This is a genomic window from Spirosoma endbachense, from assembly GCF_010233585.1.
In the GTDB taxonomy this organism is placed as follows: domain Bacteria; phylum Bacteroidota; class Bacteroidia; order Cytophagales; family Spirosomataceae; genus Spirosoma; species Spirosoma endbachense.
In genome coordinates this window covers 2,339,924-2,355,150 of record NZ_CP045997.1, presented here as the reverse complement: position 1 = coordinate 2,355,150, position 15,227 = coordinate 2,339,924, and the positions used below count along the sequence as shown (strand labels likewise).

General features: G+C 45.8%; 14 protein-coding genes. 7 read left to right on the top strand and 7 right to left on the bottom strand.

Annotation, left to right across the window (positions count from 1 at the left end):
• The first annotated feature begins 171 nt into the window (after positions 1 to 171).
• Positions 172 to 1,095: a DUF6607 family protein gene (locus tag GJR95_RS09200; RefSeq protein WP_232541131.1), complete on the top strand. Its 924-nt coding sequence runs from the start codon at positions 172 to 174 to the stop codon at positions 1,093 to 1,095.
• A gap of 51 nt (positions 1,096 to 1,146) precedes the next feature.
• Here the strand turns inward: GJR95_RS09200 and GJR95_RS09195 are convergent, their stop codons facing one another.
• The 4 genes from GJR95_RS09195 to atpA form a co-directional block, all read right to left on the bottom strand.
• A complete protein-coding gene (locus GJR95_RS09195) occupies positions 1,147 to 1,440 on the bottom strand; it encodes a hypothetical protein (RefSeq protein WP_174260200.1) in 294 nt (97 codons plus the stop codon).
• A gap of 112 nt (positions 1,441 to 1,552) precedes the next feature.
• The gene (locus tag GJR95_RS09190; protein WP_162385584.1) at positions 1,553 to 2,122 is read right to left on the bottom strand and encodes a DUF4136 domain-containing protein; all 570 of its coding nucleotides are present in this window, start codon (positions 2,120 to 2,122) and stop codon (positions 1,553 to 1,555) included.
• 302 nt (positions 2,123 to 2,424) lie between these two features.
• Positions 2,425 to 3,312: an ATP synthase F1 subunit gamma gene (gene atpG, locus GJR95_RS09185; RefSeq protein WP_162385583.1), complete on the bottom strand. Its 888-nt coding sequence runs from the start codon at positions 3,310 to 3,312 to the stop codon at positions 2,425 to 2,427.
• 96 nt (positions 3,313 to 3,408) lie between these two features.
• Positions 3,409 to 4,983: a F0F1 ATP synthase subunit alpha gene (atpA, locus tag GJR95_RS09180; protein WP_162385582.1), complete on the bottom strand. Its 1,575-nt coding sequence runs from the start codon at positions 4,981 to 4,983 to the stop codon at positions 3,409 to 3,411.
• A gap of 385 nt (positions 4,984 to 5,368) precedes the next feature.
• Between atpA and GJR95_RS09175 the strand changes: the two genes are divergently transcribed.
• From GJR95_RS09175 to GJR95_RS09165, 3 genes are all read left to right on the top strand, one after another.
• Entirely contained in the window at positions 5,369 to 6,139 is a 771-nt protein-coding gene (locus tag GJR95_RS09175; RefSeq protein ID WP_262889775.1) for an FKBP-type peptidyl-prolyl cis-trans isomerase, read from the top strand.
• A gap of 99 nt (positions 6,140 to 6,238) precedes the next feature.
• On the top strand, positions 6,239 to 8,323 hold the full coding sequence (locus tag GJR95_RS09170; RefSeq protein ID WP_162385581.1) for a carboxy terminal-processing peptidase: 2,085 nt from the start codon (positions 6,239 to 6,241) through the stop codon (positions 8,321 to 8,323).
• Between the two features lie 92 nt (positions 8,324 to 8,415).
• The gene (locus GJR95_RS09165; protein WP_162385580.1) at positions 8,416 to 8,655 is read left to right on the top strand and encodes a hypothetical protein; all 240 of its coding nucleotides are present in this window, start codon (positions 8,416 to 8,418) and stop codon (positions 8,653 to 8,655) included.
• A 49-nt stretch (positions 8,656 to 8,704) separates the two neighbouring features.
• Here the strand turns inward: GJR95_RS09165 and GJR95_RS09160 are convergent, their stop codons facing one another.
• Positions 8,705 to 10,036: a vanadium-dependent haloperoxidase gene (locus tag GJR95_RS09160; protein ID WP_162391637.1), complete on the bottom strand. Its 1,332-nt coding sequence runs from the start codon at positions 10,034 to 10,036 to the stop codon at positions 8,705 to 8,707.
• Positions 10,037 to 10,290: 254 nt separating this feature from the next.
• Between GJR95_RS09160 and dnaG the strand changes: the two genes are divergently transcribed.
• Positions 10,291 to 12,330, top strand: a complete 2,040-nt coding sequence (gene dnaG, locus GJR95_RS09155; RefSeq protein ID WP_162385579.1) for a DNA primase — start codon at positions 10,291 to 10,293, stop codon at positions 12,328 to 12,330.
• Between the two features lie 176 nt (positions 12,331 to 12,506).
• Here dnaG and GJR95_RS09150 read toward each other — a convergent pair whose 3' ends face one another.
• The gene (locus GJR95_RS09150) at positions 12,507 to 12,893 is read right to left on the bottom strand and encodes a hypothetical protein (protein WP_162385578.1); all 387 of its coding nucleotides are present in this window, start codon (positions 12,891 to 12,893) and stop codon (positions 12,507 to 12,509) included.
• 229 nt (positions 12,894 to 13,122) lie between these two features.
• Here GJR95_RS09150 and GJR95_RS09145 point away from each other — a divergent pair, with 229 nt between their 5' ends.
• On the top strand, positions 13,123 to 13,818 hold the full coding sequence (locus GJR95_RS09145; protein WP_162385577.1) for a response regulator transcription factor: 696 nt from the start codon (positions 13,123 to 13,125) through the stop codon (positions 13,816 to 13,818).
• Positions 13,819 to 13,828: 10 nt separating this feature from the next.
• Here the strand turns inward: GJR95_RS09145 and GJR95_RS09140 are convergent, their stop codons facing one another.
• Entirely contained in the window at positions 13,829 to 14,857 is a 1,029-nt protein-coding gene (locus GJR95_RS09140; protein ID WP_162385576.1) for a LytTR family DNA-binding domain-containing protein, read from the bottom strand.
• 182 nt (positions 14,858 to 15,039) lie between these two features.
• On the opposite strand from GJR95_RS09140, the gene GJR95_RS41680 reads away from it, so the two are divergent.
• Positions 15,040 to 15,210, top strand: coding sequence for a hypothetical protein (locus GJR95_RS41680; protein WP_167206114.1), 171 nt, complete (start codon positions 15,040 to 15,042; stop codon positions 15,208 to 15,210).
• Positions 15,211 to 15,227: the final 17 nt, after the last annotated feature.

Genomic DNA, 15,227 nt, shown 5'->3' with positions numbered 1-15,227 from the left:
TATAACAAACCCAGATTATTGTCTGGATGGTTGAGGACGCCGTCGTTGACTGCACAAACCTATTCGTTGTTTATAATGATTCCAAATTATTTATCAGATTATTTGGAATCATTATAAACAACGAATAGGTTTACGACCTTAGCTTACTGATCACCTAAAGCAGCTTTTCTTATGCAAGTGGCCTTGTTTACTTCATTGGTATTGCTGGGGTTGAGTAATGTTGTAGCACAACCCCGCTCTGAAGATATTGCGGCTATTAAAGGCCAATGTGGCTGCCATGATGTAAGCTTTTTATACGCAGAGACCTTTGCCCCCGACAAGGCTTATTCTTTCAAAGATCGCTATGCGGCTAAAGGTGTTGAATGGGTATTTGTGGAAGAAGAATCCGGCCCGGCTGATCGACCTACGAAACTAGTGATTCAGCACCTATTGGTTATTGGTGATACACTGATCATTAAACACTGGCGGGAAGACTGGATCTATCAGAATACCAGTCTGCTTAAGTTTGATCAGAATGCGTCCTGGAAGCGGGCCGATATTACACCGGCGCAGGCAAAAGGGCAATGGACGCAGAAAGTATTCGAAGTAGACGATAGCCCGCGTTATGAAGGGTCAGCCACCTGGATTCATGCTGATGGTCGGCATTATTGGGAAAATACGGCTGATGCTCCGTTGCCGCGCCGGGAATACACCAAACGCACAGATTATAATGTCATGCGCCGGACGAATCACCATGAAATCCGGCCCGATGGCTATATTCATGAACAGGATAACGACAAGATTATTCGTTCGGAAGCGGGCGATCAACTAGTTGCTTCAGAAAAAGGCCTTAACACGTACCACCGGATCGACGAAAAAAAATGCCAGGCCGCCAAAGTCTGGTGGACTAAAAACAGGGCTTATTGGGCTGATGTCAGGGCTGTCTGGAATGAGGTATTAGCCAACCGAAATACGGTTGCTATCAAAGGACAGGTAAAAGGCAATGTGCTAAGCCGTGAGCTGGACGAATTGGGAAACGCGTATCAGAATCAACCTGTTGCATCAGAAGCGAACAAACAACTCATTCGTCAGACGATAGAAAAGTATTTCAAGTAACGGTGTCCCTTGATCTGCGTATAGAAATAAATACGTTAGCCGATGCACAGCTTATTTGCCCGGTGTATTCTGGCTAACAACTCGTATCGAATCACTGACAGTAGCCGCATTCCAGGACGTATCAACCGGAGCTTTGACCTCAAGGGTGTCACAGTCTTCAAGGCGTTGTTGTAAATTTTTAATCTGACCCTCCTGTTGGGTAAGGTTCCGTCGAAGGTCCTGCGTAGCATCCTCCAGCCGCTGATGCCTGTGATAAGCCACCGCGAGCAATGCTGCGATGCCTAATAGCAGAACAAATACTACGGTCAGGAGTGAATAAACGACTCCTCGGCTTGCAGCAGTCATGAGGTGTAGGCGGGGTACAGGGGAAAGCTGCAAATAAACAAAAAGCTACGACCATAAAAAAGCCTATAACTGGAATGAGTCATAGGCTTTTTTACTTAGGTAACAGAAACGCTTACCGTGCTGCGCCGTAGTCCTGACCGGCACTCTCCGGGAAGTTCTTCATAATACTAGTTACTGTTTCGCGGAAGGTCTGATCGCGGTCGCGTTCTTTATTCCGGTTATTGAGCTGACCGGTTGCCCAGCCCTGCCAGATGATATCGTTCGTTCGAGCATCCGCAACGTTAACTACAACACGGTTTTCTTCATATTGCCGTGAGTAAACGTTATTACCCATACCGCCATACCACCACGAATAGGGCGAGTACATGTTATTCGACTGGATCTGTTGACGATCACGCGAGTCCGTAAAGAAACGGACAATGAGGTCGGCTTCGCCCTGGGTTACTGGTTTATAGCCACGAGCTTTAAGTGACTGATCCAGTGCATCAGCAATCCTGCGTTGATTCAGGTTACTGCCTACAATTGGATCGGCGTTACGCTGACGGTCGGCTTCAATGCGGTAAGTTGCAAATTGCCGAACGTTCACTTTAGGGTCATAGTCATACTTAACCGTAATGGCCGGAGCGCAGGACGCCAGCGTACCGGCGATAAAAAGACTGCTGATTATGCCTTTGAGTTTCATTTGGTTTGAATCGTTATGTGCTGTCAAATCGATTAGTTAACGCTGAGAAATCCGTCGTTCGTATATGACAATTGAATAACTAAATAAAGAAACAATTCGTTCCGATTTCTGAACGTAAAGTAAGAGAGTGAAATGGTTGTAAACAACTGGTAATCAGTAATTAATTATATTTTAATTGGCAGGCAATATTGGCGTGCCCAATCCGATATTCTGTTCGTCGCCAGAACGGTTTACTCTCGGATTTAGTATAAAAAAAACACGGCCGAATCAGCCGTGTTTTTCCATAATCCAGAAAAAAGTTTTTAAGCGCTGGCCAGAGCCTCGGCACCACCCACGATTTCGAGAATCTCGGTTGTGATGGCTGCCTGACGAGTCCGGTTATAAACCAGTCGGAGCTCTTTCAGAAGCTCTCCTGCGTTTTCAGTTGCTTTATCCATAGCTGTCATCCTTGCCCCATGTTCCGATGCATTAGAATCCAGCACAGCTTTGTATAATTGAATCTTCAGCGTTTTCGGAATCAGCTCAGTAATGATCTCTTTTTCCGATGGCTCGAAGATGTAATTAATGGCCGGAGCGTTCGAACCTGCCGGAGCTTCTGTTGCCACAATCGGCAGCATTTGCTCTGTCCGCACGATTTGCATGGCCGCATTTTTGAACTCGTTGTAAATGACTTCAACAACGTCGTATCTACCATTGGCGAAGCCGTTCATGGCTTCTTCTGCGGCAGTCCGTACAGTAGCGAAACTCAAAGAGCCGAATGCATCTACGTGTGACGTATTTACTTTAAAGCCCCGGCGCTGGAAGGCTTCTGCCCCCTTTTTGCCAATGGCCATAATTTCGACGTTACCCGAACGAGCCTGCGACGCATATTTTTCATCAATTACAGTCAGTGCGGCTTTGACAACGTTTGTATTGAACGCCCCGCACAATCCGCGATCCGACGTGATAACGATCAGGAGTGCCCGCTCAACAGGGCGTGCCTGTTTGTAGGGGCTTTCTGACGCGGTTTCTGCACCCGCCGATACTGTGCCAAGCATCTGACTCAGTTTCTTCGCGTAGGGGCGGAGTTGCGTAATGTTATCCTGTGCCCGACGTAACTTGGCAGCCGCTACCATTTTCATGGCTTTGGTTATCTGCTGCGTTGAATTGATCGATGTTATCCGGGCGCGTACTTCTTTTAGTGATGCCATAGCTAGTTTTCAGTTTTCGGTTCTCAGTTTTCGGTTGCTGTCGCCAGAATGAACCTATGCGGTCAGCAAACCGAAAACTGAAAACTGAAAACCAGTTTAGTATTGTGCCGACAGATCAGCAGCTACTTTCTTGAGCGCAGCCGTTGCTTCATCGGTAAGCTTACCCGCCCGGAGGTCATTAAGAACCGCCGGATACTGGGCGTTCAATACCATGGCGAACTCACTTTCAAATGCTTTCACTTTATTGACGGGAACCCGGTCGAGCAACCCATTCGTAGAGGCATAAATGATCGCTACCTGCTGTTCTACCTGAACCGGCGAATACTGAGGTTGTTTCAGTATTTCCTGATTCCGGCGACCCCGTTCGATGGTCAGCTTCGTCGACGCATCAAGGTCTGAACCAAACTTGGCAAAGGCCTCCAGCTCACGGAACTGGGCCTGATCAAGTTTCAGTGTACCGGCCACTTTCTTCATCGATTTGATCTGGGCGTTACCACCTACACGTGATACCGAGATACCTACGTTGATGGCTGGCCGGATTCCTGAGTTGAACAGGTTCGACTCCAGGAAGATCTGCCCGTCTGTAATCGAAATTACGTTGGTTGGAATATAAGCCGATACGTCACCAGCCTGCGTTTCGATGATCGGAAGAGCCGTTAATGAACCACCACCTTTTACTTTATCCTTCAGGGAAGGAGGCAGATCGTTCATGTTTTTAGCGATCTCATCGTTCGAATTGATCTTGGCGGCCCGCTCCAGTAAACGGCTGTGCAGGTAAAACACGTCACCTGGATAAGCCTCACGGCCTGGTGGGCGACGCAGTAGGAGTGATACTTCGCGGTAAGCAACAGCCTGTTTCGACAGATCGTCATAAACAACCAGAGCGGGGCGGCCTGTGTCGCGGAAGTACTCACCGATGGCGGCACCCGTAAACGGCGCAAAGAACTGCATTGGTGAAGGATCCGACGCGTTGGCTGACACGATAACCGTGTAATCCATAGCTCCTGCCTTACGCAGTGTTTGCTCTACCTGCTTTACGGTTGATGCTTTCTGACCGCAGGCAACGTAGATACAGAATACAGGCTGGCCTTTATCGTAGAATTCTTTCTGGTTGATGATCGTATCGATGGCCACGGCAGTTTTACCTGTCTGACGGTCACCGATGATCAATTCGCGCTGACCCCGGCCGATGGGAATCATGGCATCGATCGCTTTGATCCCTGTTTGCAGCGGCTCATTTACGGGCTGACGGAAAATAACACCCGGCGCTTTCCGTTCTAGAGGCATGGGAAACAGGTCGCCCTGAACAGGACCCATACCGTCAATTGGATGGCCAAGCGTGTTTACAACCCGACCGAGGATGCCGTCGCCAACGTTTACATAAGCGATTTGATCGGTGCGTTTAACGGTATCGCCTTCTTTAACGTCCGAATAATCGCCGAGCAATACAGCTCCAACGTTATCTTCTTCGAGGTTCAGCGCCATAGCCTGAAGCCCGTTGTTGAACGACAGTAGTTCACCGGCCTGCACCTTCGAGAGGCCGTAGATACGCGCTACGCCGTCGCCGATTTGCAGCACCGTACCGACTTCTTCGAGTTCAGCCTCGGTTTGTGTACCGGCTAACTGCTGGCGCAGAATGGCTGATATCTCGTCGGGTCTTACGGATTCCATATAAGTAGGATGAAATTTAGAGATTGATTTTCGGCCGCAAAGGTACGATTAAAATTTGATAAAAATGCGATGATTTTTATAATCAATGGCTGAATGTTAGACTTTTCCGATAAATCGGTATATAATGTCTAAACCATTGAGCGAACAATTAAACCGTTTGTCCAAATTTGGAGTATTTTAAGAAAGTAAGATTAGCAAAAGCAGACAGTTTGCGCTACTTTTATTGGCTATACAGAATAGTCTTTTTAGGGTAAAATACAGTACCTTGCGCGTTAAGGATCAGGGTTAAATTTTAGTGAAAGTGTTGTTCTCCAAACTTTTCTGCTATCTGTTCACGTTTTATCAATAAATCAGTTTAGTGCATATCACTCCGTTTTTAGTTCGCATGAAGTTCAACCAATGGATGCTGGCCAGTGTTGCGTCAGCTGTTTTTGTCGCCGGTGCTGCGACTGCCCAAGTTAAAAAGCCAGCTGTTAAAAAGCCCGTTGCGGCTAAGCCCGCTTCTGCCGCTAAACCAGCCACAACTGGGGCGTTAGTATCATCTCAGGATTCAATTAGCTATAGTATTGGCCTTTTTATGGCGCAAAATCTGAAACAGCAAGGCATGACCGACCTGAATAGCGCATTACTTACACAAGGTCTTGAAGATGCATTACAAGGGCAAAAGACTAAATTGTCTCAGGAACAGGCAGGTCAGCTACTGAATGCATATGCCCAAAAACAGATGGCCGTTCGGAATGCCGAAAGCCTGAAAGTCTCTTCTGAAAATAAAAAGATTGGTACCGCTTTTCTAACCGAGAATAAAGCGAAGGCAGGTGTAGTGACAACAGCCAGTGGATTACAGTATTCTGTTGAAAAAGAAGGAACCGGTGCTAAACCAACAGCCACGGATCGGGTTAAAGTACATTATACGGGTCGATTGCTGGACGGAAAAGTATTCGATAGCTCCGTTGAACGTGGTCAGCCCGCCGAATTTGGTGTGAACGAGGTCATTAAAGGATGGACAGAAGCGCTCCAGTTGATGCCGGTTGGTTCTAAATGGAAACTGTACATTCCTTCAGATCTTGCTTATGGCGATCGGGGAGCTGGTGCTGATATCAAACCAGGCTCAACACTGGTATTTGATGTCGAATTGCTTGATATTGTTAAACAATAAGTGAATGGTGAATAAACGAATGAGTGAATTCGTAAGGAATACAGAATTAATTCACTCATTCGCTCATTTATACATTCGCAATTAACTTGGGTAATGTAGATGAAGAAGTATCTGGTGACCCTATTGCCCGTGCTGATGCTAAGCTTTCAGCCGGATTCGCCTTCAGGAGCTTCCACTCCGGGCGGTGCACCCCTTCAGGGGGCGCTAACGTCGTCTCCAACAGACGACCTGAAACCATCAATCTCGCAGGAGAAAGTAGAAACGCTGGTAGCTAAACTACTAACAACCTACCATTACCGCAAGGTACGGCTGAATGACTCACTGTCATCCGTCGTATGGGATAATTACTTGAAAGAGGTCGATAACAGCAAAACATACCTGCTGGCGTCTGATGTGGCCGCTTTCGAGAAATATCGTTACCAGATTGACGATGCACTCGTTAATGGTGATCTTACGGCGGCCTATGATCTCTACAATGTATTCCGGAAACGTTACCAGGAGCGTAGCGATTTTATCAAGGACCAGCTTAAAAAACCATTCTCATTTACTGCCGACGAAACGTTCAATACCGATCGCGAAAAAGCCGCCTGGCCTAAAACGGTAGATGAACAAAATGAACTCTGGCGTAAGATTCTGAAAAATCAGGAGCTGGAGCTTCGTCTGGGTAGCCGTAAGGATAGTGCCGTAACGGCCTTGATGACGCAACGCTACTCGAACCTCGACAAAGCAATTAACCGCATTAAGAGCGCCGACGTGTTTCAAATGTACATGAACTCGTTTGCGGAGGCTCTTGACCCACATACAAATTACCTGTCGCCTACCAACGCCGATCGTTTCAATCAGGAAATGAGCCAGTCGCTGGAAGGTATCGGAGCTATGCTTCGCGAAGATGGCGATTATATTCGCATCACCGATGTTCTGCCCGGTGGACCGGCTTTCAAGAGCAAACTGCTCAATAAAGACGATAAGATCGCTGGTGTAGCACAGGGCGATAACGGACCAATGGTCAACACCATGAACTGGCAGGTCGATGATGTGGTCAAACTCATTAAGGGGCCTAAAGGTACGGTTGTACGATTGCAGGTTATTTCGCCTAATGCGTTGGCAGGTGCTCCCCCCAAAGAGATTCGGCTGGTACGCGAGAAAATCAAACTGGAAGAGCAGCGCGCCAAGAAAGAAGTCATTGAAGTATCCGACAATGGTCGGCCTTTCAAGATCGGCGTTATCAACATTCCGATGTTCTATCGTGATTTTGAGGGAGCCCGGAAGCGCGAAGAAGGTTTTAGCAGCACAACGAGTGATGTTAAAAAGTTTGTAGAGGAATTGAAAGGCGAAAAAGTTGACGGTATTGTCATCGACCTGCGCGACAACGGAGGTGGTTCTCTGACCGAAGCCATTAACCTGACCGGATTATTCATTCCGAAAGGCCCCGTGGTACAGGTTCGTGAGTCAACAGGCGAAACGGAGGTATATACAGACCCTGATCCATCAGTAACCTACGATGGACCAATGGCCGTGCTTGTAAACCGCTTCAGCGCTTCGGCTTCGGAGATTTTTGCTGCGGCTATTCAGGATTATAAGCGTGGTATTATTGTTGGTGGACAGACTTTTGGCAAAGGAACCGTTCAGACGCTGATCGACCTGAATCAATGGTTGCCCAAAGAACCGGAGAAGGTTGGTCAGGTAAAGATGACGATTCAGAAGTTCTATCGCATCAATGGCAGCAGCACGCAGCATAAAGGTGTTACGCCGGATATTGAACTCCCATCCGCTTTCTCGGCTGAAGAGTACGGCGAAAGCTCGCAGCCAAGTGCGCTACCCTGGGACCAGATTAACTCAACTCGCTATGAGCAATCGCATGGCCTTGACGATAAAATTTTAACCCGTCTACGGGATCGTTTCGATCAACGTCTTAAATCGGATCCAGAATTGAAGCAATTGGCCCAGGATCTGGCTGATTTCAAAAAAGCAAAAGAGAATACGGTTGTATCGTTGCAGGAAGCTAAGCGCCGGAAAGAACGGGATGAGGCTGAACGCAAGCGGGCTGCGGCTAATAAAGTTTCGCAGGTAACGGCTCCGGTTGACGAAACCGGATCACCTACTGCACCAAAGAAGAAAAAAGATCTGTATCTGACTGAGGCAGGTTTGGTGCTGGCCGATTACATTCTGGCAGTTAATAAATAACTCGGGTACGATTACCGGAACACTAAACAAAAACCCTGCATAGCATCCAGTTATGCAGGGTTTTTGTTTAGTGCTGTAGAACCAAAAATCAAATGTGGTATTTCCTGATCAAGCAAGCGGATCTTGAACCGAGACAGTATCGGGCTTTGCTGAAAAAAGCCTCACTGACCGAAGTAGAGCTCTTTAATGAACCTTATGAGAACTGGTATATATTTTCGGTCGAAAAGGGATCTTACCCTGCTTTTATGAATTATCTTGACCTGGAAGGTATTAGCTATGACCTAAACGCTGACCGCCCTACCAGAGACGAAATGCTGGCAGGCATGCGATAAGGGACGCTGGAAGTCTGAAAATCAACCATTAATTGCCAGATTACAGCATTTATTTTTTCCAGGTCAGCGCGTTAATATTAGCGCCTATTTTCTTTCCCTCGACCAATCCTGTTTCGTTATCCTGGCGGGTATGAATATTTCCATAGAAGCGCGAATCCGCCGATTCCTGAGCTGATTCAACAAAGGATTTAAAGGAGCGAGGCTTAAATTCAACATTTCGGCTTACGTCTTTTCCACGACCCACGTGTGAGTCGTCAGTAAAAGCGAAGTTATCGCCATATAGATCAGTCAGAACCGTAGCTGCCGAAGACGATTGAGTCGCATGACCTGACGGGTATCCAGGAAATGGCGGGGCAGGCCAGAACGGAATCCATTTTGGGTCAATCGCCAGTCGGACGTAGGTATATGGACGGAGATTGTTATATACGAATTTACACCGCCAGCACAGAACAAAAGCATCAGATACGGCAATACCTGTTCTGGCGAAGGTTTCGGCGGCTTTCGCCAGATTTGCTTTCGCTGTTTTCACCGCAATGGTAGCGATACTGTATGAATGACCCGGAGGAGTGAAGGTATCGGTGGGGTTGTCGGCCCACCAAACTGCAATTTCTTTTTCTGTCTGGGTTAAATTCTTCGATTTCGCATAAACATCGAGATACTGTGCGAAGATTGGCGACTTAACATCAGTAGAATACGGCAACGGTTTGGGCATTGGCAACTCATTGTTTGCTTTCACAAATGTCCGGTTTTGTCCCCAATAGGGTTGCATAGGAATTTTCAGCCCATTTTCGGTTGGTTGCCAGAGTCCAGGACCAGTAGGAACCACAAAACTAGCCGGGAAATTACGACTGTAACCTTCATGGCCTCCGTCGGTTTTTGACCACTCAAAGAGTGCATCAGCTATCTTTTGTCCAAACGCGATCGAACGTTGATTGACGGGCTCATCCAACTCTTTAAATTGAGCGTTCAAGGATTTCTCCAGAGAATCAATTAGTGCTTTATTTGCGGCCGACGTAGTGACGTATAAATTACGAATGATGCTCGCTTGTGCCGCGTTGGCACTTAATGCCCAATTGTAAGTCTGATTTGCCTCGGGTAAGGGCAATGTTGTTAAACCCTGAAGCTGCCCAACCAATGATTTATGGTCGATTATACCCGGAGCAATGGATTCATACATGGCTATACCCGCATAGCCATACGCCCGTGATGCAACTGGGGGGGGAAAACCGGCCGTTGATTTTGTTAATTTCAGCTGGAGGCTTGCCCACTGAATGGCTACATCAGCACTATATTGATCTGCTGTTTTGCCGGTTGGCGATCCAGTACCCGGTTGAGTTGGATCAACTGGTTGAACACGACAGGAGTGAATAAATACGAGCATAAATGCTAGTGCCCATATGCCGTGTCGTTTATAGATTTTACTTAATGACGGTGGTAAATAATCGTTCATACGCTACAAGTTGAAGTATTGATCAGTAACCACGTAAGCGTCGGATTACTTGAATATAGCTCCATTGTGCAATAATGTTGCCAGACAGTAGGGTAACATTATTGTTTTTATGACAGCAAAATTCCGAATGGGTCAACTTTCGGCGTAAATTTGATTTCTCATTCTCACTGGCTTCTCCGCTTTGCATGCGAATTCCCGAAGAAACTGTTGACCGAATCCGACAGGCTACTGATATTCTGGAAGTAATCAATGATTTTGTCTCGCTCAAGAAACGAGGCAGTAATTACATTGCGTGCTGTCCATTTCATAATGAGAAAACACCTTCGTTTAACGTTAATCCAACGCGTCAGATTTATAAGTGTTTTGGTTGTGGTAAGGCTGGTGATTCGGTGAAATTCGTAATGGATATCGAAAACATCGGTTATGGCGAAGCACTGCGTTATCTGGCAAAGAAGTATGGCATAGAGATTGAAGAGCAGGAGCAGACACCCGAAGACCTCCTGCGCCAGAATGAGCGTGAGAGTCTGCTTATTGTTCTGAATTTTGCTAAAACATTTTTTCAGGAAGCGCTACAAAAATCAGATGAGGGTAGAGGCATTGGCTTGAGTTATTTTAGGGAACGGGGTTTTACCAATCCAACCATCGATGCATTTGAACTTGGCTACAGCTTCGACCAATGGGACGCTCTGATGCAGGAAGGATTGCGCAAAGGCTATAACCGCGATCTTCTTGAGAAAGCCGGACTAATCCTTGTCAAAGAGGGGGCCGATGGCCGGAGCCCAAAAACATTTGACCGGTTTCGGGGACGTGTCATGTTCCCGATTCATAATGTTTCCGGTCGTGTCATTGCCTTTGGCGCACGTATTCTCAAAATAGACAAGAGCCAGCCCAAGTATCTAAATTCACCCGAAACGACAGTTTATCATAAAAGCCAGGTACTCTATGGAATTTATCAGGCTAAACAGACTGTTAGACAGGAAGATGTTTGTTATTTAACCGAAGGGTATACCGACGTAATCTCACTTCATCAGGCGGGAATAAAGAATGTAGTTGCCTCGTCGGGAACCTCACTTACCACCGAGCAAATCAGGCTTATTGCGCGTTTTACACCCAATATTACCATCTTATACGATGGTGATGCTGCCGGTATAAAAGCGGCCTTACGTGGGCTTGATATGGTGCTTGAGGAGGGATTAAACCTGAAACTGCTCCTCTTGCCCAACGGTGAAGACCCAGACAGCTACGTTCATAAAGTTGGTGCCGAAGAGTTTAAAGCCTATATAAAGGCGAATTCGAAGGATTTCATTGATTTCAAAGCTGGGCAATGGCTTACAGAAGCTGGTAATGACCCGAATAAACGTGCAGAAGGAATCTCCGATGTATGTGCCAGTATCACTAAAATACCTGATCCCCTAAAGCGACAGACACTCTCGCAACGGGTTGCTCAGGTTTTCCATGTGAGTGAACAGTCGGTTATTTCTGAGATTAATCGCCTGCTTAGGAAACAACAGGAACAGAATCAGAAGGATTTTGATCGCCAGTCACGTCAACAGACCACCGTACAGAATGAACCATCGGTTGATGAACTGAATGCGTTATTTGCTGATGCAGGCATTAATGGTGTTGAACCAGCTATTTCTAACAGAACGCCTGTTAATGCGCCTGGTGAGCGTATAAAAGCCGTACGGACCCCTTTATCGTATCAGGAAGAAGAGTGTATTCGACTTTTGATTAATTATGGTGCTCGTGAGCTCGAACCTGGTATTACACTTTGTCAATATATCTTAAGCGAGCTTCATGAAATTGAATTTCAGACACAGCCTTATGATTTAATCCTAAGTCTGTTCCGTGAAGCTTACCATCGGGGTGATATTCTAACGGCTGGTGATTTTCTTAATCGTCGGTCTCCCAGCGAAGTAGACATTCAAAATCAGGCAATTCATCTGACAACACCTCGCTATGAAATCAGCGAAGGTTGGCTAAAGCACGAAATATACGTGCCCTCAGAAGAAGAAATTGGTATTCTGGCTGACTCAGCCTACAGAAATATTTTACGCATTAAAAAGATGCTGGCTGAACAACGCATGACTACGTTGCAACAGGAACTTCGCGATGCTAAAGGGAAAACGCCTGAAGAAGCAGACCAGCTTCTTACAGAGTTCATGCATTTTAAACGGATTGATGTAGAGATATCACGCTTATTGGGCACTGTAATATCGGGATGATGTAGGTATATCCTGCAAAAAAGCTGCAGAATATGCATCTGGCAATTGATCGGGTTTTAATTCTGTCAATTACCTGTTTTGCCGGGTGGCGTAGTAATTTTTTACTATAAGTACTCATAAAAAAAGCTTCCTGACTAGTCAGGAAGCTTACCTTTATCAAGCGGGAGAGGTGAACACTATGCAAGAGCTACTGTTTTGACTGATGGAGTCAATTCAGCATCGATTTCTCGGTTCAGTTCAGCTAGCAGACGAGCGTGCGAGTGAAGTTGACCTGGTTTAGAAGGTTGCGATGAGCGGCCGTTTTTCTGGCCAGTCATATCCAACATCAAAGTCATCAATACATCACTCATGTGATGACGTAATGTGATCAGTTTACGCAATCGTGGCCGGTTCGTAGTTGCCTGCCGACGACCAGCAGACTGGAGCGAGTTGATGACCTCAGTGAGTTTGGCGTAGCGACGATGAAACTGTTCAGTCGCTTCTACCCATTCCATAATTATGTTTTGTATCTCGGTCGAGGACGCTTCGTAAGCTGACGACACTGTTTCTTCCTGGATCATCATACACTAGTTTCTGAATAGACAGATATTTGGCTGATGATCAAAAGTAGTACGGTACTATAAGGTAAAACAAGTCGTTTTGCGTGAAATCACCATTTCTCCGGACGAAATCACCCATATAATATCACCCATTTCGTTGATTTCATCCGGAGAAATGGTGATTTCAGTAAGTTGCTATTGCTTATAGAGTGATTTGGATAGTAGATTCAACCACTCGTTACATCTTATAGATATGAATCAGCCAACGATAGGTCAGGAGGCCACAAAGAATTTCGCACTACGTCGACGGGATTTCTCGATTCTTGTGGCGCAGTCTGAAGTGTTCAACTGCGAAGTGTTAAGCCAGTTATTAAAGGAACAAGGCTACAATGTTGTTGGGCGCGCCGTTGAGATGGAGGACACTCTTCAGCAAATTCGTGTCAAGCGTCCGCAGTGTGTAATTCTGGAGTCAGAAATATCGGGCCAGCGAACCTTTGATATAGTACAGGAGATGCAGGAGGCTAATTATCAGACCAAGTTTATTCTCTATACCAGCAAACCGGATTTACGTATGATTGCCAAAGCTATGCAAATGGGCTTTTTTGGCTTTTTATACGCTAGTGATGGTTTAGATGAACTTTATCGCTGTTTCCAGACCGTAAGCTCGGGAGGCTGTTACTATAGTAATGGCTTCATGAATCTGCTTAAGAACTTCGGCGTTGAAGTTATATCAGATACAACCCGAAATGAATTGAGCAGACTGAGCGACCGTGAACGGGAAGTATTGCGTATGATTGCTAATGGCTTGACTGCTAATGAAATAGCTGACCAGCTAGGGATTAGTTACCGAACAGCCGTAAACCATAAAGCACATATTGCAAAAAAACTGGAGCTGAGCAGTTGCCGCCAGTTACCTCGTTATGGTATTTCGGTAAAGAGTTACTTATGAGAAAGGACTACTAAGAAGCCAAAATGAAGGAATCGGTGGAGCTGTCGGCGTAGGGACGCTGATTGTTACCATTTCCCTGTAACCATTCACGAAATTCCTGCATACGAGCACGAGGAACGACTATTTCGTGTCGATCAGGTGTATTCAAACGAACAATGTATTTACCATTTTCCCAATAAGCATAGTTGAGAACCGATTGCCGGTTCACAATGTAATCCCGTTTTATACGGAAAAAACGGCTTGGGTCTAACTCAGTCTCTAACTCATTTAGGGTTTTTCCAACTAAATATTGGCCCTTTTCGAGTTGAGCATAATAATAACGATCTTCAATGGTGAAAAAGTAAACATCTTCAACGGGAAAATCAAGTTCACCGTGCTGATTTTTTCCTTTTAGGTGTGATAAATAGTTATTCGGAGACGGATTTACAGCCGTTGTTTGCGCTGCTAAAGCTGCCTGTGCAGCCTGGACAGCTAATTGAGCCTTATTTTCGGCAGCTTCCTGAGCTTCCTGTCGCTGTTTAAAATAATCAGAGATCAGGGAGACATTGAGCGTTGTATAGCCAATTAAAAATATAGGGATCAAATAACGGAAATAAATGGCCATCGTAAATGTGCCCCCCAAATAACTATGCCAATAATTGGAAAAAGTATAGTTCGGAAAGGCTTCTAAGAAAAAACGGGCCGTTTGCGTGGCTGGGTTAAACAGAAAGTAGGATAACAGTATGGTTGGAAGAAAAGTCAGTTCATACCGGCTTATATCTTTTAACGTCAATCCAACCGAGCTTAGCTTAAGTCGAATGTGTTGTTGATCGAGTAAAGTTGTCAGAATAACAACTGTACAGATCTCAGGTAAGAAGAGATTCTTGAAAAGAGCACTTACATAGGGGAAAAAACCGCCCGCACGGGCAACAAGGGCCAGCTTTGGATTATAAGCAATAGTCCACGATAGTCCTTCTATGATCAAAACCACACACAGCAGAAGCCCAATACTATAAATGGGTTTTCTCAGAAGTATCCTGGTGAGGTATATCACTTTCATGCGTCCCTTAGCAAAAATCCGGACTAAAATAGTGGTAATAATTGACTAATCCAATATGGCAGAATGAGAATTTTCTGCGATTGATGACCCTGCCTGGCTGATCTAATTTTGTATCAGTCAAACGGCGCAAACAAACCAGCGCTAATCAGGCAACTAACATTCAATCGAAAAACAGAAAAATCATGAAAAAGCAATTCGCCATCAAAGCAGTTCAGGTCTCTAAAGCTATCACTTTGTCTGCCGCTAAAAAAGAGTCTTCCAAATTACTGTGGCTGTTTGAAGACAGCGTGTGCTGCGGAAGTTTTACGCCAACATTTCAGGGACTTACCCCTAAAACATCATTCTCTCTTTAATTTTATCAGTATAAGAC